Annotated in this window: 20 protein-coding genes and 1 pseudogene; 13 read left to right on the forward strand and 8 right to left on the reverse strand. The window is 52.5% G+C overall.

Features of this window, described 5'->3' with window-relative positions:
* Positions 1-45: 45 nt before the first annotated feature.
* From M0P56_RS09785 to M0P56_RS09795, 3 genes are all read left to right on the forward strand, one after another.
* The gene (locus M0P56_RS09785; RefSeq protein WP_291509833.1) at positions 46-603 is read left to right on the forward strand and encodes an acyl-homoserine-lactone synthase; all 558 of its coding nucleotides are present in this window, start codon (positions 46-48) and stop codon (positions 601-603) included.
* Positions 604-1,029: 426 nt separating this feature from the next.
* On the forward strand, positions 1,030-1,374 hold the full coding sequence (locus M0P56_RS09790) for a hypothetical protein (protein ID WP_291509834.1): 345 nt from the start codon (positions 1,030-1,032) through the stop codon (positions 1,372-1,374).
* Positions 1,375-1,762: 388 nt separating this feature from the next.
* Complete coding sequence (locus M0P56_RS09795) at positions 1,763-2,311, forward strand: inclusion body family protein (RefSeq protein WP_291509835.1); 549 nt, start codon at positions 1,763-1,765, stop codon at positions 2,309-2,311.
* A 363-nt stretch (positions 2,312-2,674) separates the two neighbouring features.
* On the opposite strand, the gene M0P56_RS09800 is transcribed toward M0P56_RS09795, so the two are convergent.
* Both M0P56_RS09800 and M0P56_RS09805 read right to left on the reverse strand, forming a co-directional pair.
* A complete protein-coding gene (locus M0P56_RS09800) occupies positions 2,675-2,803 on the reverse strand; it encodes a hypothetical protein (protein ID WP_291509836.1) in 129 nt (42 codons plus the stop codon).
* A gap of 84 nt (positions 2,804-2,887) precedes the next feature.
* Positions 2,888-3,784, reverse strand: coding sequence for a LysR family transcriptional regulator (locus tag M0P56_RS09805; protein ID WP_291509587.1), 897 nt, complete (start codon positions 3,782-3,784; stop codon positions 2,888-2,890).
* Between the two features lie 140 nt (positions 3,785-3,924).
* On the opposite strand from M0P56_RS09805, the gene M0P56_RS09810 reads away from it, so the two are divergent.
* Together M0P56_RS09810 and M0P56_RS09815 are read left to right on the forward strand one after the other, a co-directional pair.
* On the forward strand, positions 3,925-5,499 hold the full coding sequence (locus M0P56_RS09810) for an MFS transporter (protein ID WP_291509837.1): 1,575 nt from the start codon (positions 3,925-3,927) through the stop codon (positions 5,497-5,499).
* A 766-nt stretch (positions 5,500-6,265) separates the two neighbouring features.
* Complete coding sequence (locus M0P56_RS09815; protein ID WP_226840684.1) at positions 6,266-6,922, forward strand: peroxiredoxin; 657 nt, start codon at positions 6,266-6,268, stop codon at positions 6,920-6,922.
* 1,002 nt (positions 6,923-7,924) lie between these two features.
* On the opposite strand, the gene M0P56_RS09820 is transcribed toward M0P56_RS09815, so the two are convergent.
* Positions 7,925-8,218: a superinfection immunity protein gene (locus M0P56_RS09820; RefSeq protein WP_291509838.1), complete on the reverse strand. Its 294-nt coding sequence runs from the start codon at positions 8,216-8,218 to the stop codon at positions 7,925-7,927.
* A gap of 569 nt (positions 8,219-8,787) precedes the next feature.
* On the opposite strand from M0P56_RS09820, the gene M0P56_RS09825 reads away from it, so the two are divergent.
* On the forward strand, positions 8,788-9,444 hold the full coding sequence (locus tag M0P56_RS09825) for a peroxiredoxin (protein ID WP_226840684.1): 657 nt from the start codon (positions 8,788-8,790) through the stop codon (positions 9,442-9,444).
* Positions 9,445-10,544: 1,100 nt separating this feature from the next.
* Here M0P56_RS09825 and M0P56_RS09830 read toward each other — a convergent pair.
* Together M0P56_RS09830 and M0P56_RS09835 are read right to left on the reverse strand one after the other, a co-directional pair.
* Positions 10,545-11,039 (reverse strand): GNAT family N-acetyltransferase, encoded by a 495-nt coding sequence (locus M0P56_RS09830; RefSeq protein ID WP_291509022.1) that lies wholly within the window; start codon positions 11,037-11,039, stop codon positions 10,545-10,547.
* On the reverse strand, positions 11,036-11,308 hold the full coding sequence (locus M0P56_RS09835) for a DUF1778 domain-containing protein (RefSeq protein ID WP_291509021.1): 273 nt from the start codon (positions 11,306-11,308) through the stop codon (positions 11,036-11,038). Before M0P56_RS09835 ends, M0P56_RS09830 begins: the two co-directional genes overlap by 4 nt.
* Positions 11,309-11,705: 397 nt before the next feature.
* Between M0P56_RS09835 and M0P56_RS09840 the strand changes: the two genes are divergently transcribed.
* Positions 11,706-11,990, forward strand: coding sequence for a hypothetical protein (locus M0P56_RS09840; RefSeq protein ID WP_291509839.1), 285 nt, complete (start codon positions 11,706-11,708; stop codon positions 11,988-11,990).
* Here the strand turns inward: M0P56_RS09840 and M0P56_RS09845 are convergent.
* The gene (locus tag M0P56_RS09845; protein WP_291509840.1) at positions 11,971-13,482 is read right to left on the reverse strand and encodes a PQQ-binding-like beta-propeller repeat protein; all 1,512 of its coding nucleotides are present in this window, start codon (positions 13,480-13,482) and stop codon (positions 11,971-11,973) included. The two genes, M0P56_RS09840 and M0P56_RS09845, sit on opposite strands and share 20 nt — an antisense overlap.
* A 465-nt stretch (positions 13,483-13,947) precedes the next feature.
* Positions 13,948-14,253: pseudogene (locus tag M0P56_RS09850) on the reverse strand (ATP-binding protein); the annotation flags it as partial.
* A gap of 519 nt (positions 14,254-14,772) precedes the next feature.
* Here M0P56_RS09850 and M0P56_RS09855 point away from each other — a divergent pair.
* From M0P56_RS09855 to M0P56_RS09865, 3 genes are all read left to right on the forward strand, one after another.
* Positions 14,773-15,141 (forward strand): hypothetical protein, encoded by a 369-nt coding sequence (locus M0P56_RS09855; RefSeq protein ID WP_291509841.1) that lies wholly within the window; start codon positions 14,773-14,775, stop codon positions 15,139-15,141.
* A gap of 182 nt (positions 15,142-15,323) precedes the next feature.
* The gene (locus M0P56_RS09860) at positions 15,324-15,785 is read left to right on the forward strand and encodes a hypothetical protein (RefSeq protein ID WP_291509842.1); all 462 of its coding nucleotides are present in this window, start codon (positions 15,324-15,326) and stop codon (positions 15,783-15,785) included.
* Positions 15,786-15,843: 58 nt separating this feature from the next.
* Entirely contained in the window at positions 15,844-16,401 is a 558-nt protein-coding gene (locus M0P56_RS09865) for a hypothetical protein (protein WP_291509843.1), read from the forward strand.
* Between the two features lie 138 nt (positions 16,402-16,539).
* On the opposite strand, the gene M0P56_RS09870 is transcribed toward M0P56_RS09865, so the two are convergent.
* The gene (locus tag M0P56_RS09870; RefSeq protein WP_291509844.1) at positions 16,540-17,031 is read right to left on the reverse strand and encodes a DsrE family protein; all 492 of its coding nucleotides are present in this window, start codon (positions 17,029-17,031) and stop codon (positions 16,540-16,542) included.
* Positions 17,032-17,657: 626 nt separating this feature from the next.
* On the opposite strand from M0P56_RS09870, the gene soxY reads away from it, so the two are divergent.
* The 3 genes from soxY (at position 17,658) to M0P56_RS09885 (ending at position 19,157) form a co-directional block, all read left to right on the forward strand.
* On the forward strand, positions 17,658-18,164 hold the full coding sequence (soxY, locus tag M0P56_RS09875; RefSeq protein WP_291509845.1) for a thiosulfate oxidation carrier protein SoxY: 507 nt from the start codon (positions 17,658-17,660) through the stop codon (positions 18,162-18,164).
* Between the two features lie 32 nt (positions 18,165-18,196).
* A complete protein-coding gene (gene soxZ / locus M0P56_RS09880; RefSeq protein ID WP_291509846.1) occupies positions 18,197-18,529 on the forward strand; it encodes a thiosulfate oxidation carrier complex protein SoxZ in 333 nt (110 codons plus the stop codon).
* A gap of 82 nt (positions 18,530-18,611) precedes the next feature.
* Positions 18,612-19,157 (forward strand): DUF302 domain-containing protein, encoded by a 546-nt coding sequence (locus M0P56_RS09885; protein ID WP_291509847.1) that lies wholly within the window; start codon positions 18,612-18,614, stop codon positions 19,155-19,157.
* The last annotated feature ends 19 nt before the right edge of the window (positions 19,158-19,176 follow it).

The following is a 19,176-nucleotide window of genomic DNA, read 5'->3' on the forward strand; positions in this document are numbered from 1 at the left end:
TACTGCTAATTTAGCCCCCGACAGAGTTTGTTTGATGGGGGTGTCATGCGGCTGGTATCTGGAGCAGCAGAAGGCTTGGCAGAAGGGCAATACGCGAGACTGGCGGAATATCGCCACCAGGTGTTTGTAGAATACCTGAGGTGGGAGGACCTTCGCGCAGAAAGTGGCAGAGAGGCAGATCAGTTCGACCGGTCGGATACAGTCTATGTCATGGCGGAAGACGATCATGCCAACATCATCGGCTGTGCCCGCCTTCTGCCCACCACCAAGCCGTATCTCCTCGGGGAGGTGTTTCCGCAACTGCTCAACGGGCTGCCGCCGCCTAACTCCCCAGATGTGTGGGAACTGTCCCGTTTTGCGGCAGTAGATGTCCACAAAAAAAGTGCAAGATCGGGGCAGTTCTCCTCGCCCGTCGCCAGAAAACTGCTGGAAGAATCTATTGGGTGTGCGGCCTCGCGTGGCGCTAAACGGTTGATCACGGTGTCACCCATAGGTGTTGAACGATTATTGTCCCGATCCGGAATAAATTCACATCGTGCTGGTCCACCCATGATCATAGACGGACATCCAATATTTGCCTGTTGGATTGAACTCAAAAACTAGAATTGGCATGCATTTCTACATGCTAAGAATGTCGACAAATACGGCGCGAGCGCATTGAGTATTATTTTATTGGCATTAATGGCTTTGGCTTATATGATACTAAATCTGTTTGTGATAACAGAAGCTGATTTAGCGCTTGCACCTAGTGAGGGAAGATCGCACGAAATTATTGTTAGTGATGTGTAATTTTTTCGTTTTCTTATATTATTTCTAACGGCTGCAATCGGCTTCTGTCATTTGCTTTGCCGTTTTATTCAGCATAGACAAGAAAACAATGCCTAACAATCCAGTCAACACATGCAAACTGGAAGAGTACGCGAACAGAACTTTTGTTTTATTGGCTTCATAATTAGGTTGTGATGAGAGGCTCTGATCGCAAGTCTCTTCGTCTTCTTTTATCGGCGATCAAACAGAGGAGGAAATGTTATGTGTAAGGAAACAAATCAATCCGTGGTTCCTGATTTTACCGTATCCGGTTTTGATGGGCCATCTTCTCAGTTAACAGTTGCACATGCACAGTTAAATGATTTAAAAGCATTAAAAATGTCTGTCTGTGTCGGTGCAAGTTACAATCCGTCTACAAACAAGATCTGCTTTAGCGTCCCAATTTATGGGGATATATGCATTACGTCTCCTATTTCTATCCCTGTAGGTGCGGAACTAAAAGTATGTGCCAGCACCTGTGGCGCGTTTATCCCTACCGGCTTAAAAGCCACTGTCTATCTTAACGGGTCGGCAATTTATACTGGAACAATAATTGGTTCTTGCTAATACCAATTAGGGTCTAACAAAATCATCCAGCGGACGCGCCAACGGCGCGAGCCGCTGATGGTTGGGGTGTGCGCCGAGTATGTACCGAATCCTGTTATGATAAACACTATCAGAGCATGAAATAAACCCGTAGCCCGTTATTCGAAGTGCCCTACGGGGAAAGTACACCTCCCAGTGCCGCCATTCTCCGGGGTGGAGATTATCACACCGACGATTGGGCACCTGTTAAATATGGCAGGCACCAATAAATTATAGGCCAATGATAAACTTTACCTGTTGCAAAGTCAGTAGTTATGCGTAAATAGAATGCCGTTGTATAACCTGTCCTCCGTTGGCGAGGTGTCAACGGTAATTCTCTACCAGAAGCATACCAAAAGGAATCTTATCTATGTCATCGCCAGTGCTTGAATCCAGTTCAGAGCAAATCAACGTCCTAATTGTCATTGATACAGACTACGTCACGGCACACTATCAAAAACCCAGCAAGGACCCCAATAACCCCACTGGTATTGATCACAATAGCCAGTTCATGATCTGCACTGACCCACGTGGCGGAATCGTAAATCAGGGTACCGCAGACCTGCAATTCACTGCTCTCCCAGGTGATCTTGTGTCCTTCGCGGGTGTGTCAATTTACGATAACTCTGACGATGCAGTTGTCGTCTATGGCATAAAATACTGGAAAGGCGATAGCGTATTCAACCAGTTTGTCCCCAATCTGGTGCGGCGCAATGGTGCAGCCCAGCCGGATACGAGCACTCCTAACGGACTACCGGTATTGAATGTTCCCCAGAATTTCACCAGTTTTGATTCCAAGGTGAAGCAGTCTGGTACCGAAAATTTCTACGTCCAGTTTGGTCTCTATCAGCTAGTGAACGGAGAAAGCCAGAATCTGTTCGGATATTTTTACTGGGATCCGAGCATCTGCGTCAAGTAAGTCTGCTACGCAACAAGCCCATCGCCATCTGGCGATGGGTTGATAGGATAACAGCTGTAAGAAAGGTTTATTCCCTGGCATTACGTAGATGGGCTGTCTAAAAAATCGCTTCGCTTTGACGCTCGGGCAAGCCACCTTTTGGCCCGTGCAGATAACGGATAAATATCGCCGAGTGGTAGCGAAGGAAAGGCATCTTTGAAATTAAACTTCTTCACGTTGTTAGCCTAACGGATCGGCCAAACTGCGCGCTAAAGCGCCGCACCAAAATCCCGAAAGAAATAAACAACGCGATGCGCTTTTGTGCGTTTCCTGGAGCCGATAGTTAGCCACCTTAGTCAACACATAGGCGAAATGAATAAACGTTCATTTGGTATTGGGGTAGTCGTCATAAGGCAGAAAATACCTTTCGATGAGATCCATGAAGAAACGATGTGTGCTATTAGGAGGCGCCAGTGTTTTCTTGGTGATTTCGATCACCGATAAATCAGCCACGTTTTCTCTGGATGCAGCTTCAGGCCGAACCTGACTAAGCGTTTTGTCACCGAGGACTCCCGGCGGGTTAGCCTACCACGAGTTTCATTCTCCCAGCACCCGTTTCTCGACAAGAAAGTCCACGAATACCCTCAGCTTGGGCAGCATGTACCGATTGCCGGGCCACAGAATCGAGAACTTGCCGCTCTCCGCGACGAATTCGTCGAGGACGAACACCAACGTGCCGGTGCCAATGGCCTCACGCACCGCGAAGTTGGGCAGGTAGGCGATTCCCAGACCAGCCATGGAGGCGGAGATCAGTGCTTCCACACTGTTGAATGTGTGGGTGCCCGGGACGGGAATGCGGGCTGCTCCAGTCCGCTCGGCATCGAACTTCCACTCCTGCAACTGCCCCGTCGTAGGGAACTTGTATCGCAGGCATGCGTGGTTCGCTAGATCAGTTGGAACTCGCGGCACGCCGCAACTGGCAAAGTAGTGGGGCGCTCCCACCAAAACGAAGTGGAATGTTCCCAAGCAGCGAGCCTTGAGCTGGGAGTTGCCCATGTCTCCACTGCGGATGGCGGCGTCTACGCCTTCGGCGATCATATCGATCAATCTGTCGTTGAAGTCAAGATCGAGCTCGATGTTGGGATACCGAGTCACGAACTCGCGGAGGACGGGCATCAGCATGCGGTAGCCGATCGCCGGAACGCTGACCCTCAGCTTCCCGCGGGGCATACCGACCAATCGGGAAAGCTCATATTCCGCCTCCTCAATCTCCTCGACGATTCGTCGGCAGCGCTCGAAAAAAAGTGCCCCCTCTTCGGTCAGTCTGAGTCGACGCGTACTGCGATTGAACAAGCGGACACCGAGTTCATCCTCAAGCCGCGCCACGCTCTTGCTGATCGCCGACGCAGAGACGCCAAGCCGCTCACTGGCGGCGACAAAGCTATTCATTTCCGCAGAGCGGACAAACGCCATGATCCCGCTCAAGCTGTCCATCGCCAACCTATTGAGGATATTTTATCAATTGTAAAAGGAATTATAGCCGATTTCTCATACATTAACGACTTTATATCATTCACTTATCTGATCGTTACTGCGGCAGGTGCAGCCCACGCGCCGCATAGGAGAGACTACCTATGGAAACCACTTTAAAAGCCTCCTTGCCGCCACCTTCCCATACCGCGTCCAGCCGAGGCCAGGCTTGGGTGCTCGCGGCCGTATGTTTGGCCGCGCTGATCCTGCCTCTCAGCTTTACTGGCGGTGTCGTTGCAACACCGACGATCAGCCGGGATCTTGGTGGCAGCTCGCTGGCGTTGAACTGGATCACCAATGCCTTCATGCTGAGCTTTGGAAGTCTCTTGATGCCTGCGGGCGCGTTAGCAGATGCGTTCGGCCGCAAGCGGCTCTTCGCGAGCGGGGTATTGGCCTTTTCGATTGCGTCCGTAATCATCGCATGGGCGCCGAACATCGCTTGGCTCGATGTACTGCGCGCCGTTCAAGGAATCGCTGCTGCAACGGCACTGGCGGGCGGGTCGGCAGCGCTCGCTCAAGAGTTCGACGGCATCGCGCGCACCCGGGCATTCAGCCTGCTGGGCACCAGCTTCGGCGCAGGACTGGCGTTTGGCCCAGTGCTGGCGGGACTGCTCATCGAGCACGAGGGATGGCGTTCGATGTTTCTTTCCAGCGCCTTTGTTGGGACATTTGCTCTGTTACTGGGCGTGCCCAGGATGCGGGAATCACGTGATCCTGACGCGATGCGTTTTGATTGGCTAGGCGCAGTAAGCTTCACCGGCACGCTCGGTCTGTTCACCTGGGGGGTGTTGCAATTGCCCACTAGTGGCTGGTCAAGCTTTCAAGCATGGGGACTGATCGGCGGATCCTTGTTGGCGTTCGCCGTCTTTCTCCGCGTCGAAAGGCGAACACACCGACCCATGCTAGACCTGTCGCTGTTTCGGTATCCGCGTTTCGTTGGCGTGCAGATGCTACCGGTGGCGACCAGCTATTGCTATGTGGTCCTCCTGGTTTTGTTGCCCTTGCGACTTATCGGCATTGAGGGTCGAAACGAAGTCAGCGCGGGGTTGACCATGATCGCGCTGTCGATTCCGATGCTGGTGATGCCCAGTATCGCCGCCGTCCTGACCCGATGGGCTTCGGCAGGCAAGATATCTGCCGCCGGGCTGTTGATCGCCGCGCTCGGATTGTTCTGGCTTAGCTGCATTGATCCGTCAAATCGTCAGGCATCCCTCTTGGGGCCGTTGTTGGTCATCGGCGTCGGAACGGGGCTTCCGTGGGGACTCATGGATGGCCTGGCGGTAAGCGTAGTGCCCAAGGAGCGCGCTGGCATGGCCACCGGCATCTTCAGCACCGCCCGTGTGGCGGGCGAAGGCATGGCCATCGCCATCGTAAGCGCGCTGCTGACCTTGTTCATTCAATTCCATCTGCCAGAGAACATCTCGACGTGGCGTGTCGCAACAGCACGGCATCTCGCCATGGGCGACATGGTTGCCGTAGAAAGTCATGTCCTCGATACTGTCAACACCAACGCTCTGGTTACCGTATATGGCGAGGCCTTCCAGTGGCTCATCTACTTCCTGATTCTCATCACCGTTTTCTCAGCCATTGTGGTAGGCTGGTTGCTGGGAGACCAAGATCGTCAACATACTGACGGCTGCCAGACAGATAATTGCTTTGGATCGGATAATGACCCTTGAGTTTCCGCTGCTGAACGTCCGCTTCCAGTCTTTATGTATACCTCGCGATTATGTATAGCAGTAAAGCTGCGAGCCTTGTTACAACTGGGTCGCACGTCCGAAACCTACTCGCGGGCTCCACATAATAAACGCTGTTTTGGAAATGCCAGTAAGATGACTGACTACTGGATATTGGCATCAGGCTTTTCGCTCGGAAACAGTGGTATGATTCACTGCTGATATGCGAATCATATAGTCGACTCCGAGGGATTGGGTGCTGGCGCATGGTCGATGGCTGACGCTGATTGACACACGCTGTTTAACAATCCCTGTATTCTAACGACAGGCATACCATCATTACTGTGAGACCAGGCGTCGATATCGATTCTGTCCATGATTTTTCACAGGCACGTCTTCAACGGCAGCGTTGAATCGCAAAGCCGCAGCAACTGCGATCGAATGTCAGCTGGCGACGCCGTCAGATCCACGGTCGCGAATCGAATGTGGTGCCCCTGGATCACCACCGCCTCGTCGACCGTCTGACCGATTGCTGGATATAGCAACAATCCGCTGACGCAATCGGCAAGCGCATCACCGCGCCCAACCGGAGAACTGCCTAGCTTTTGAATTCCAGCGGATAGGCTAGTATCTTATCCATGGCCCCAAGCTGATTTAGATTCCGTCGATCCAGTCAGCGCAAGCCTGCTCTGTTAGACTCGTCAAGCGGTATGGTAACGATTTTATAGGCCTGTATGTTAAATTAAACATCAACTTGAGGACTAAAATCATGTCTATTCGCATCAACGATGTTGCTCCTGACTTTACGGTAGACTCCACCGCCGGTAAGCTCAATCTTCACGAATGGATTGGCGATAGCTATGCCATCCTGTTCTCCCACCCGAAAGATTTTACCCCAGTATGTACGACCGAGTTCGGCGCTGTTGCCCAGCTCGCACCAGAGTTTGCCAAGCGCCACACCAAGGTGATGGGCGTGTCAGTGGATAACGTCGAAGAGCACAAGAAGTGGAAGCGCGATATTGAAGCATTTTCTGGTGCTCCTGCCGATTTTCCGATCATTGACGATACCTCCCTGCATGTTTCCAAGCTTTATGACATGCTGCCGGCCGATGCCTATCTGACCGGTGATCGTACACCCGCCAACAGCGCCACCGTGCGGACGGTGTTCATCATTGGCCCGGACAAAAAAGTCCGCCTCACCATGTCTTATCCGATGTCCGTGGGCCGCAACTTTGCCGAGATTTTGCGCGCATTGGATGCTATCCAGATCACCGATGGTGCGCCCATCGCGACGCCTGCCAACTGGGTGCCTGGTCAGGACGTCATCGTTGGATTGAGTCTCAATGACGAGCAGGCCAAGGAGAAGTTTGGCGACCTGAACATCAAGTTGCCTTATCTGCGTCTTGCGAAGACACCGAAAAAGTAGACGGCAGTGTGAATCAGCGCCATCGTTTGGCCACCAATCAGCGTCATAGGTGGCCACCCATAGTCGCAGCTAGAGTTTCTCTAACATGCTGTTCATACGTAGTATATTCTGTGATAGCCTAGGAGGCGGGTGGCTATGATTGATGCTGTTTTATCCCCAGAACTGGACATCTTTACGCGCTGATTCACATACAGCCGTGCTGACGAGTTTCGAGAACTTGATGGTCAGCCTGCTGGACGACTGCTACCGCTGCTTTTGTGCCATTGGGTGTAGCGCAAGCACAAGGGATGCCCGTAGGCACCAGGATGAAACTTTATTGTCCGCTATCACCAGGGTCGGCAAAGGCCGTAGGGCTGCTCAGGATGATACTTCGTGAAACGTGGTAATTGTTCAAAACCTAGAATCAAAGGGATACGGCTGATCCAGGATGATACTTTTTTGTCAGTGAACAGAGTTTTGTTAACGGACAAAAAAGTATCATCCCGGACAAAATAGTTTCATCCTCGACAAAAAAGTATCATCCTGCATTTTCAGCTTTGGAGTGAAGGTGTATGCTGACTCACAGATCACCAGGTTGGGGATACCTGCTATGGCTCGCCGGCGTTACGCGTTTGATGAAGGCAAAATCGCGCGCTTCAAGAAAGAAGGGCGAGGGCGAGGCCGCGGTACAAGTACAAGCCGTGGCTGACCATACAGGATGTGGCCTCCCATGGCCGCTCACATCGAATTGCCGGAATCAAGACCGGTCGCGTACACCACTTCCTCTCCGACATTGAGCGAGATGCTTTTTACCAGTTTGACTGGGCGGATACCGTTACTGACATCCGCGAGCAGTACCGTGGTGCAAAGGGAGACTTGGTGTCTTCAGTCAAAGTGCGGCCTCTCATGAAGTGCTTGTATTGTTGGCCTTTCGCAAGCAACGAAAACCAGCACTCTTCTTGGTTACTACGATAGCAGACAGCCTCTGTTATCGACAGGGTTACCAACTGAAACAGATCCAATCTAAAAAATCTTGAACCCAGCGCTTAATCCTTCCGTCCACGAGTTCTGCCGAAATGGTTGATCCTCAGCAAAACTCCCACCATTGCCTATCGTGACTGCCCAGATCGGAGCGGAAAGCCATCTCAATACCGTGCAGCCCAACAAAAGATCCAGCAGCGTGATCGGCATCCGGTAGGGGCTGCCCATGCTCCACGCCATCAGTGCGGGCAATACATACCCACTCGTCGCCACCACGAACGCGATGACCATTACCGCAACAAATCCGGCGCGGCTGTCGGTGATCCATTGCAGCATACAGATCCCTCATTTTTGCTGATATACGAATCATATAGTCGACTCCGAGGGATTGGGTGCTGGCGCATGGTCGATGGCTGACGCTGATTGACACACGCTGTTTAACAATCCCTGTATTCTAACGACAGGCATACCATCATTACTGTGAGACCAGGCGTCGATATCGATTCTGTCCATGATTTTTCACAGGCACGTCTTCAACGGCAGCGTTGAATCGCAAAGCCGCAGCAACTGCGATCGAATGTCAGCTGGCGACGCCGTCAGATCCACGGTCGCGAATCGAATGTGGTGCCCCTGGATCACCACCGCCTCGTCGACCGTCTGACCGATTGCTGGATATAGCAACAATCCGCTGACGCAATCGGCAAGCGCATCACCGCGCCCAACCGGAGAACTGCCTAGCTTTTGAATTCCAGCGGATAGGCTAGTATCTTATCCATGGCCCCAAGCTGATTTAGATTCCGTCGATCCAGTCAGCGCAAGCCTGCTCTGTTAGACTCGTCAAGCGGTATGGTAACGATTTTATAGGCCTGTATGTTAAATTAAACATCAACTTGAGGACTAAAATCATGTCTATTCGCATCAACGATGTTGCTCCTGACTTTACGGTAGACTCCACCGCCGGTAAGCTCAATCTTCACGAATGGATTGGCGATAGCTATGCCATCCTGTTCTCCCACCCGAAAGATTTTACCCCAGTATGTACGACCGAGTTCGGCGCTGTTGCCCAGCTCGCACCAGAGTTTGCCAAGCGCCACACCAAGGTGATGGGCGTGTCAGTGGATAACGTCGAAGAGCACAAGAAGTGGAAGCGCGATATTGAAGCATTTTCTGGTGCTCCTGCCGATTTTCCGATCATTGACGATACCTCCCTGCATGTTTCCAAGCTTTATGACATGCTGCCGGCCGATGCCTATCTGACCGGTGATCGTACACCCGCCAACAGCGCCACCGTGCGGACGGTGTTCATCATTGGCCCGGACAAAAAAGTCCGCCTCACCATGTCTTATCCGATGTCCGTGGGCCGCAACTTTGCCGAGATTTTGCGCGCATTGGATGCTATCCAGATCACCGATGGTGCGCCCATCGCGACGCCTGCCAACTGGGTGCCTGGTCAGGACGTCATCGTTGGATTGAGTCTCAATGACGAGCAGGCCAAGGAGAAGTTTGGCGACCTGAACATCAAGTTGCCTTATCTGCGTCTTGCGAAGACACCGAAAAAGTAGACGGCAGTGTGAATCAGCGCCATCGTTTGGCCACCAATCAGCGTCATAGGTGGCCACCCATAGTCGCAGCTAGAGTTTCTCTAACATGCTGTTCATACGTAGTATATTCTGTGATAGCCTAGGAGGCGGGTGGCTATGATTGATGCTGTTTTATCCCCAGAACTGGACATCTTTACGCGCTGATTCACATACAGCCGTGCTGACGAGTTTCGAGAACTTGATGGTCAGCCTGCTGGACGACTGCTACCGCTGCTTTTGTGCCATTGGGTGTAGCGCAAGCACAAGGGATGCCCGTAGGCACCAGGATGAAACTTTATTGTCCGCTATCACCAGGGTCGGCAAAGGCCGTAGGGCTGCTCAGGATGATACTTCGTGAAACGTGGTAATTGTTCAAAACCTAGAATCAAAGGGATATGGCTGATCCAGGATGATACTTTTTTGTCAGTGAACAAGTTTTGTTAACGGACAAAAAAGTATCATCCCGGACAACTTATACCCTAACGCCGGGGGCGGGACATAGTTTATGAGTGAGTGACTGGAGGGCCTAGTAAGGATGCGCTTTTAAGCATTATGGCCTTGCGATGTAGAAATACATTGTAATGCATCGTAATTTCCTGGCGACGACGGCAACGTCAGCGTCTTTTTCATTACGTGCATGACGGGCCGGAGCTGGCCGGGCGCTGCCGGACGGGTATCAAAGCGGAAGCGGCCGCCCAGCGAGTTGACTCACCGACTTCACCTCGGCCATTGCCGCCGGTGGCGTCGGCTCAGTTAAATGACCGGTGTCTCACAGATTGCCGACGTTGACGCGATACGCTGCGGGAATAGCCGCTTTCATCAGCGGCGAGGGACCGCACCCGCTGCCCTGTCGCAGTTCGTAATCACAGGTCTAAAATGTGTGATAGGCGGGCTGGCTAAAGAATCTGATTCTCGTGCCCAGGCTGCTTGCTCAGCCCTGCTTTGCGCATAACGGCACATGTTGAGAATGACCTGGGTCAACAAGTTCTTGCACGCGACAGGCATTTCTCCCGCCGCCCCCTCGCAATCTCTGGTCAGCCTCTTTTTGCGTATAACCCGAAAATTATACCTGCGTGGAGTAATCAAGCTTTGACGGTACTCAGGCGCAGCATCAACGTCATCGGATGTTGTGGTGACTCCTGAAAGCCGTAGTGCTCATAGAACTGTTTGGCGCGTTCGTGGAGCGCATGAACCAGCAAAGCGCGAACTCCGGTGTTCTGCGATACGGTGATGGCCCGATTCACCGCGTCTTGCAGCATGGCTGCCCCCAGTTTGATGCCTTGTGCCCGTCGATCTACCGCCAGCCTGCCAAGCACCATGACGGGAACCGGATCGGGCATATTGCGACGAACCGAGCCGGTCGCCAGTTGATGAGAGACCGCACCAGCTGACATGGAGTAGAAGCCACGCACACGATTTTCTTCATCAACAACCACAAAACTCCTGCTGGCGCCAGTGAGCTGGTTATTCATCGCCCGGCGTTTGAGCCATTCATCCAGAGCAGGCGCTCCGCACTCAAAGTCGCCCAACAGATGCGTCGCGGCAAGTGGTTGCGGCGAGGATAGCTTCAAGCTCATGCTTGATTGCTTTCCCACGGCGCCTTGACCGCCATCAACCGCTCAAGACCCTCATTGGCATGTGGCGGCGCATCAAGCATGGCGGTGAACTGCTGGAATTTTTCCGCATCCAGCCCAAAGAACACCTGATCGAGCAGCACCGATTGCGCACGTTCGCAGGCGGCTTCCAACATGAAATCGGAACGGTTTTTGCCCAGCAGGTTGGCGGCGTGGTCAATGAGATCACGTTGCTCCGGCAAGGCACGTAAATTGATGGCAGCAGCGCGCATGGTGGTCTCCTCATGAAACACAACAGATATACAAATGGTAGAGCGACGTATAGCTGTTGTCAATACATGGTTAACACAAGTCATACGGCATGGGCATGAGTGACGATCGGCTGAGTTGATGTCGCCAGGTACGATTACTCATAGGCTTCGATGTTGATGGCCACTAGCTAACACGGTACTGAGCGGAATGGAACGCAAGGTAAAGGGCGCATGGAAATGGTATGGCTTTCCCATGCGCCCCTTGCGGGCGTCGGCATCCCGAAGGGCACTCTTGCCGCGGCGGTTCAGGAGCGATAGATTGCGATGAGCTTGGGACCGTGACCTGGCCAGATACGGTGGGATTATGGGTGCTCCGCTCGTCGTCCCGATCGGATTAGACCTGGAATTGGAGAATGGCATGGCCACACCGCGTGGCCCCAAAACATCGCCGCATCACGCTTATCTGCTGCAGGTGACGCTGGAAGGCATAGATCCACCTATCTGGCGGTTGGTATGGGTAGAAAGTGACATGTCCCTGCATGCCTTGCACCACATTCTGCAGGCAGCCATGGGCTGGACCGGCGCCCATCTGCACGAATTCACCATCGATGGAAGCGCAAGGGGGATTGCAATCCAGCGTCTGCACATCCACACCATTCGGCCACTGGCCGTAGGACCTCTTTTTATGCCTTATGGGCATTAAATTGCGGATTTACGTCATGGACGGGGACGGCGTTAATCCAGTCCCAGGAATTACCAAGATACATCGTGCCACCGATAATGGTCGGGTTGACAATGCCGAAACGCCCACCCACTTTGTATTGATGAATCAGTACGCCGTTTTCCGGGTTGATGGCATATATATCCGGCCCCGTAGAAATATAGAGAACATGATCGTAATACGTCGGCGCACCGCGACCGGCACCAGCCAGGCCGGGGTTGGGCACGTGCCAGGTCCACGCCACTTTGCCGGAATGCAAATCAATGGCTTCATAAGTGGACGTGACGGGTGAACCCACATAAACCGTATGGTCGTGAATCATAGGTACGCCACCCTTGAATGCCGGAACTCTAGGTCCACGTCCCATGTTGTCGGTCCACAGTACCTTGCCATCACGCGCGTCGAAAGCCCGAACCAGGGTGGTCATGGTGGGTTTGCCCTGGATCACCTGCGGATTGGCCACCGAATCCATGACCAGAATGCCATCTGCCACGGCAGGTGATACATCCCCCATCCCCGTATTCACGGCACCGGGAATCTCACCCTTCCACAAGACCTTACCCGTACGAGCACTCAGGGCATAAAGACCAGGAATGACGGACATGGAAACGAAAATTTTTCCACGCCACACGACGGGGCTCGCCATGTTGGCGATGCCGCCAACATGGGTACGCCACATTTTCTGGCCGTCCGCCGAGCGAATGCGGTAAATGTTGCCATCCCCGGTGCTGATAAAGAGGGCATGATCGGCATAAGCCGGAGTTGGCATAGCGTCACCGGCCGTTTTGAAGCTCCAGAGCAGTTTGCCGTCGGTCCGGTCCAGACAGAATATCCCATTGTAACTGATGTCCTTGCCGCGCCCCGCATGAGTCGGATGCTTGGCGTATTCCATCACGTTGGCAAAATTGAAAGATACACTGCCGGCGGATAGGTATACATGCTTGCCGATCACCAAGGGGTTACCCATCAAGGTGTTAGCGACCGGGCTGGTTCTCCAGATCAGCTTGCCCGTCCGCGCATTGACCGCATAGGCAAACATGTCATCGCTCTCAGCGTAAACCACGCCTTTGACGACAGAAACCCCAAGCGCATTGCCGTAAAACTGGGTTTGTACTGGCAGGGCTTCTTTGAGGCCATCCACTTTTTCTCCATAAGGGTGGGAATCACTCAGCGGCCAGGCACGCGCCTCCGGGAAATTCCAGCGCACGCCCTCGCGAATCCAGGTGGGCGCGCTGGCCGGAACCCGGAAACCGGCATTATGCTGAGGATTTCCGTAGGCATGGGTCCACTCGGAGGGGCCAACCTGATCAGCTGGCGCGGGCGCATTTTGCGGCAGGTAAAGTGTGGCGAATGGACTTTGCGGGTCTAACGCATTATTGGCCGGGTCCTGCGGGACGGTAGCGGTTTGTGCCCAGGCAATGCCGGACATAAAGCTGCATATTACGGATAAAACGACGGTTTTTCTGGTTTTCATAATGCTTCCTCCTAAAGCGCTAAAGACATGCGATGGATATCGCAAAGAACAGCACAACAAGTGAATTACAAATAAATAATATGACCAATAAGTCATCCATTTTATTTGGGCAGTTGTTTGACATTAGACACGCTAATAAACCACGTCAACCCCGTGCATTGTAACAATATGAAACATTATTACAGATTGTTACAATTGCGTCGTGAAATCATGCCAAGTATTGAAAGTGCGTTTATGGGCAGCTGGTGCTAGGGTAACTGGTCCGGCTCTGTGGCCAGAGTAATACCTGAATTTGTTCGCACAATATGGATTTAGCGGCTCAATGTAATGTGTCCATCTATGATGGATTGGTATAACTATTCCCGATGTTTATAATCGTATTAATCAGGTAAAAATAGGGATTAAATATGTCCCGGTAACAGCTGGGCCAGGGTTAGAGGGGGTGGCTGCGACGTTTTTGAACAGTTAAGAATCGTTTCCTGCCTCCAGAATGTCGCAGTGATGGGTTAACCGATCGAGGAGCGCCGTAGTCATTTTGGTATCTCCGAAGATTTCCACCCATTCTCCGAAGGAGAGGTTCGTGGTGAGGATCAGCGTGGCCTGTTCGTAGAGCTTGCTGATCAGATGGAAGAGCAAGGTGCCGCCGGACTCCGAGAAGAACAAATAGCCGATTCGTCGAGAATGACGAGATCGACGACGTTATACCAGCGTGTCCGCTTGCCCTGATCAATGGCGGGATGGCCGAGGGCCAGGGGCCAGATGGGTTTTGCCGGTACCGGTACCGCCTACCAGAATGATGTTGTGAGCAGCCTCCAGCGAATAGTCTGCGCGCCGTGCGTTTCTGCTTGCGCGGCAAATGGGCATCCGTCTCCAGCCGTTGCCGTAGGGTCTCCTCAAAAGCGCCCAACTGTGGCTTGGGCCGATCTTTCCTATTTGGGTACTTCGGAACGTCTCCGTCATAAGTCCACATACTGACGGACTCGTTATTGAAATGATACTGACGACGGACTTTGCGGTTGTTTCCATGCAAATCACTCCAGGTGCTCCGGGCTAAGCCCGGCAGGGTATCAGGTGGTCAATTTGTACGCTATTTAATAGCCGGTAAACATATTAAAATATAATATTATTCTGCCAAACTCTATGCTTTCTTGAAAAATTTATGGCGGGTCATATACTGTATATGTGGCCATTGTTAGTGCCGCAAGAAATCGTTTTCTCGCTCACAAATTTTCGTGTTTGAGTTGATGATAATATACAAGTAAATTTTTGCATCACAAAGGAGTTACATAAATGAAAATTTTTCCTGCGACACTTGTATGTATTGGGTTGGCCATTATTCCGATGCAGTCATACGCGGCTGACAATGCCTGCGTTTCTCTGATGGTGGGAGCTGGGTATGCTGCAAAAATGAGAGTGGTATCAGGCTCTTTTAGTACAGATTGGAGCAACTCATTTGCAATTGGCCATACCGAATGCCAAAATATCAAGAGTGTTCCAGATGGCCAAAAATATACGGTACAGGTTCACGCTATTCTGGGTAAAACAGCAGATTGTACACCAAGTATTGCACAGAGCAGCGGCCCTGGGTCAATTACATGGCAAGCAACAGGAACGACTCTAAATGTCCATTGCGTAATGCCAACAGAAAGAACGAAGTAAATTATAACTGGCCGGCATATATTGTGGTTTAACGATAGACCATATCTGTGCCGGTCTATGATATCAGACGTTATGTGACCAAATGGCGGTTGCCTCATAAAATGGGAAATTGTTAAACTAGTGTGTAAATTGGCCATTTGATACGCTGCCGGGTTTAGCCCGGAGGCACTTAGGTGAACTCTATGACAAATACGCAGCCCCATCATTGTGAAGTGATGGGGCTGTCGCAATACAAACCTCCTCCGTCGCTGATGTTCGGCGCACTTGTAAAGAAAAATTGCCCATTGGTAATTATACCGACTGCAAATATACGACTGTCTGAGGAAGGGATGTTTTTGATAAATTTTATAGGTCTGACGATCAACTACTATTCCTCCATCAGGAGGACGAGTTATATCACCATTTCGCAACGTGCTTCTCAACAAACGGGAGCGTTATTCTTCGGGAAAACCGGTCGCCAGAATACCAAAAATGTAGCTGCGAATCTGTTTCCCTTCCGGTCCAGTGTATTCGACAAGGACATACCCCTCATTATCCTTGGTTATGTGATTATGAGTGTGATCAGGCAAATTGATGATTCTCTGGTCAATATATTTGACGGGCAGACGACGGCAAGAAACACCGGGGGCGGGATGAGCGCCTAACACCCCAACGCTTGCAAACGCACTTCATACCAACTAGTCTGTATGTGCAATAATGCACATGGACGCACAATTGGAGATGTTTATGGCCATCCTGCAAATCATTTCGCCGGAGGAAGCCTCCGGTAAGACCGCCGATCTGTACCAGGAAATTGAAGGTGCCTTCGGACGGGTTCCCGCCGTCGTGCAAGTATATGGATCGAGCCCGGCGCTTCTCGCCCAGCAGTGGGAGGGCATCCAATATTACCGCCACCATCCCCGCCTCGGAGCGGCGTTGTTGGCCACCATCCGTATGTTGATTTCCCAGGCCAACCACTGCGATTACTGCGTAGGCTTCAATGAGGCCATGCTGATCAACCATCTGGGCCAAAGCCCTGAAGCAGTGGCAGCTACCAAGCGAGATCCAGGTTCGGCTCCCTTGAGTGACCGTGACAAGGCCATGCTCCTGCTGGTGCTCAAGGCCGTGCAGACACCGGCATTGTTGACACGGGATGATGTGGAGGCAGTGCTTACCCACGATTGGACGGAGAGTGATGTTCTGGACGCAGTGGTGCACGGCGCCCGCAATCAGATGGCAGATGTCATCATCAATGCCTTCAAGGTAGAGCAGGATTTTTGAGCACCCGGATGTGGCGCGCCCTTCGCGGGTGTGTCCCTGTGCCCATTCTGACAGATGGTTTCGCGCATGACCCGTCCCGCGCTGTTTCAGAAATCCAGCGCGGGAATGACCATGACGGCCTTGTTCAGTGTCCCGTCTTTACGGCTTTAAATAGTCAAAGCCGTGCTGTTCCAGTTGCATGATGCGGCCAATGCCGGCGGGAACTATTACCGCCTGGGGTACCAGTTCGGGCAAATGCCCGTTTTTGGCCATCGCCTTCATGGTATTATGGCATGCGTCGAACTCAACCCCTTCCGCGTTGAGCGACTGAATGAATGTCGCGACGGGGCTGCCTTTTAGCAGCATTTTCAACCCTGGTCCAAACGCCACGACCACAATCTGAAGATTGTCCTGACCAAAGTAATTCAAGACCTGTTGAGCGGAATTCAAAGCCTCTTTCCATCTCGCTGGATCGTCTTCGCTGACTTGCACGAGCAGGTGTTTGGTCGCGAAGGGATGATCATGCAGATAGGTGGGGTGGTCGAAAGACCAGGTCTTGAGCATGGACACGTTGGCCATTGCCGCGCCGGTATGGCCCAACATGATGACCAGCATAAGTCCGAGCATGTAGTTCAGGAACGTTTTTTTCATGCGATTCTCTCCTTGATGTGAGCGCACTAAATTCAATTCAGACGGCCTGCAAATTCATAATTCGTCGTGTTTTAATGAAATTGCCAACCGGCGAGCATCACGCTTTCACGCGCAAAGACTCGCAAGCAACGTTTGTGCCAAATTGGGATTGCCATCACAACCCGTTACAACAGGGTAACCATGGGGTGCCGATTTGCGGATTGATGGCCCAAACGGGTACCGGTTGGCCCTTTTTGGCCATTTAGGCCATCCTTGCGGGTCATCAGCAATCGACGGCTCAGCGCTGTCGTAGCCTTGCCGGACCACGGTAATTATTCGCGTGGGCTGCGCAGCCGCTCTCATTGGCTCGTTTGGCACAAATTGGCCCGCCCGTTGGGCCTCTTGGTTCTTCCAAGCACCACCACGGTGATGTCCTTGACGAAAACCATAAATAAAACAGCGGATTGTCTTCTTGCTCATGTTGGCATGAAACATGCTTTTAGCATGGCCGTCGGGCGTTGCATGCGCTGTAAAGGGACGACTCGATCAAGGCATCTACGGTTCTCTAAACCGGCATGTCGCCTTATCGTGACACCAGGATCCCCGACCATCTTTGGTCTTTGAAGACATACAAAAAGGAGTTGATTGTGAGCGAGAAGATAAAACGCCGCGATTTTCTGCACGGCGCTGTAACGACGGCAGCGGTTATGGCAACTGTCGGTACGGGTCTGGTGCGCCCTCGTCTGGCCTTGGCGGACGATGTCCAAGGCTGGCCGGCCACGGCTTTTGACGCCAAGACCCTGTCTGGAGCCTTGAAAGGTGCTGGGGTACCCGTCACTGTTCCGGCTTCCAGCAAGGTGCATCTATCGGTACCCACCATTGCCGAAAACGGGGGGGCGGTGCCGCTGAGTGTCGATGTGGACTCGCCGATGACGGCCGACGATTACATCGAGACCCTCTACCTATTCGTGGATGAAAACCCTTTGCCACTGGTCTCTCAGTTCAACTTCACGCCTGCCAACGGTAAAGCCAGCATGCAGGAGCGGATCAAGATGGCCAAGACCTCCAGCGTGCGCGTGGTCGCAAAGACCAACAAGGGCGAACTGCTGGGCGCGGTTAAGCTCGTCAAGGTCACCGTCGGCGGCTGCGGCTAACGAATTTCACAGACACAATCGAGGACTCATTCATGGCAGAGAATATTGGTCATCCCATGACCCGCATGCCCTCTTCAGCAAAGAAGGGGGAGATCATCGAGGTACGTTCCCTCATTTTGCATCCCATGACTACGGGGCTTAGCAAAGATAAGGCGGGCAAGATCGTTCCCGCCCACTTCATCCAGACCGTAGATGTGACCTTCAACGATAAGCCACTGATGAATGTGGACTGGAGCACGGCGATCAGCGCCAACCCGTTTTTGGCCTTCAAGATGCGGGCAGAGGAAACGGGCACCTTGAGCATAAGATGGAAGGATAACAGGGGTGGCGATTGGACCGCCCAGGCCAAGATTACTGTGAGCTAGCAGTTTGCGGATACGGCGGATCACTTCGATTCGCCTTTCCTAACCATCAAGATGCACGCCATTCCGCAACCTGGAGGCAAACATGTCTCAAACGTACCGCAGAGCCCTTGTGGGTATGACGCTGGGGATCCTTTTAGTGGGTGGCCAAGCTAACGGTGCCGAGGGAGCCGCGGGGCCAGCCGTTCCTGCTCCCGTGTTGGGCATGCCACCCATCTCCCTCAAATCCCCCCTCTATGTGGTGGAGGTGCAGCCAGGCGTTACTCCAGAACAGATAAAAATCGCCATACAGACTGCTGCCGCGGGAGAAAACATGAACCTCGTTGGCACGCTGAACATACAGCGCGGATTGCAGCAACGGGGCATAAAAAGCAATGACACCTATGTCATTTACGAAGTATGCAATCTGTTGTTGGGGGCCAAGATACTGGTTGGCACGCCGGAATTCGGCGCCTTCGCGCCCTGCAAGATCGTGCTTTTTGAGACGAAGGGCAAGCTGAAGCTGATGACCTACCTACCCTCCTACGCGCTCAAGTATTTTCCCGAGACCGCCGAGGCGCAAAAGGTCGCGCAGGAACTGGATAAACAGATCATCTACATCATGAAACAAGCGGCCACAGGCGGCTTTTAAACAATATATACGAGGAGAG

Source organism: Acidithiobacillus sp. (assembly GCF_023229925.1).
Classification (GTDB): Bacteria; Pseudomonadota; Gammaproteobacteria; order Acidithiobacillales; family Acidithiobacillaceae; genus Acidithiobacillus.

What these genes read in the sequence shown, in the direction of transcription:
- M0P56_RS09820 (WP_291509838.1), bottom strand. Translation starts at nt 8,218, where the DNA reads ATGCTGCAATGGATCACCGACAGCCGCGCCGGATTTGTTGCGGTAATG.
- M0P56_RS09840 (WP_291509839.1), top strand. Translation starts at nt 11,706, where the DNA reads ATGGCCACACCGCGTGGCCCCAAAACATCGCCGCATCACGCTTATCTG.
- M0P56_RS09825 (WP_226840684.1), top strand. Translation starts at nt 8,788, where the DNA reads ATGTCTATTCGCATCAACGATGTTGCTCCTGACTTTACGGTAGACTCC.
- M0P56_RS09795 (WP_291509835.1), top strand. Translation starts at nt 1,763, where the DNA reads ATGTCATCGCCAGTGCTTGAATCCAGTTCAGAGCAAATCAACGTCCTA.
- soxZ (WP_291509846.1), top strand. Translation starts at nt 18,197, where the DNA reads ATGGCAGAGAATATTGGTCATCCCATGACCCGCATGCCCTCTTCAGCA.
- M0P56_RS09810 (WP_291509837.1), top strand. Translation starts at nt 3,925, where the DNA reads ATGGAAACCACTTTAAAAGCCTCCTTGCCGCCACCTTCCCATACCGCG.
- M0P56_RS09845 (WP_291509840.1), bottom strand. Translation starts at nt 13,482, where the DNA reads ATGAAAACCAGAAAAACCGTCGTTTTATCCGTAATATGCAGCTTTATG.
- M0P56_RS09865 (WP_291509843.1), top strand. Translation starts at nt 15,844, where the DNA reads ATGGACGCACAATTGGAGATGTTTATGGCCATCCTGCAAATCATTTCG.
- M0P56_RS09805 (WP_291509587.1), bottom strand. Translation starts at nt 3,784, where the DNA reads ATGGACAGCTTGAGCGGGATCATGGCGTTTGTCCGCTCTGCGGAAATG.
- M0P56_RS09785 (WP_291509833.1), top strand. Translation starts at nt 46, where the DNA reads ATGCGGCTGGTATCTGGAGCAGCAGAAGGCTTGGCAGAAGGGCAATAC.
- M0P56_RS09815 (WP_226840684.1), top strand. Translation starts at nt 6,266, where the DNA reads ATGTCTATTCGCATCAACGATGTTGCTCCTGACTTTACGGTAGACTCC.
- M0P56_RS09860 (WP_291509842.1), top strand. Translation starts at nt 15,324, where the DNA reads ATGACAAATACGCAGCCCCATCATTGTGAAGTGATGGGGCTGTCGCAA.
- M0P56_RS09830 (WP_291509022.1), bottom strand. Translation starts at nt 11,039, where the DNA reads ATGAGCTTGAAGCTATCCTCGCCGCAACCACTTGCCGCGACGCATCTG.
- M0P56_RS09790 (WP_291509834.1), top strand. Translation starts at nt 1,030, where the DNA reads ATGTGTAAGGAAACAAATCAATCCGTGGTTCCTGATTTTACCGTATCC.
- M0P56_RS09885 (WP_291509847.1), top strand. Translation starts at nt 18,612, where the DNA reads ATGTCTCAAACGTACCGCAGAGCCCTTGTGGGTATGACGCTGGGGATC.
- M0P56_RS09835 (WP_291509021.1), bottom strand. Translation starts at nt 11,308, where the DNA reads ATGCGCGCTGCTGCCATCAATTTACGTGCCTTGCCGGAGCAACGTGAT.
- M0P56_RS09870 (WP_291509844.1), bottom strand. Translation starts at nt 17,031, where the DNA reads ATGAAAAAAACGTTCCTGAACTACATGCTCGGACTTATGCTGGTCATC.
- M0P56_RS09855 (WP_291509841.1), top strand. Translation starts at nt 14,773, where the DNA reads ATGAAAATTTTTCCTGCGACACTTGTATGTATTGGGTTGGCCATTATT.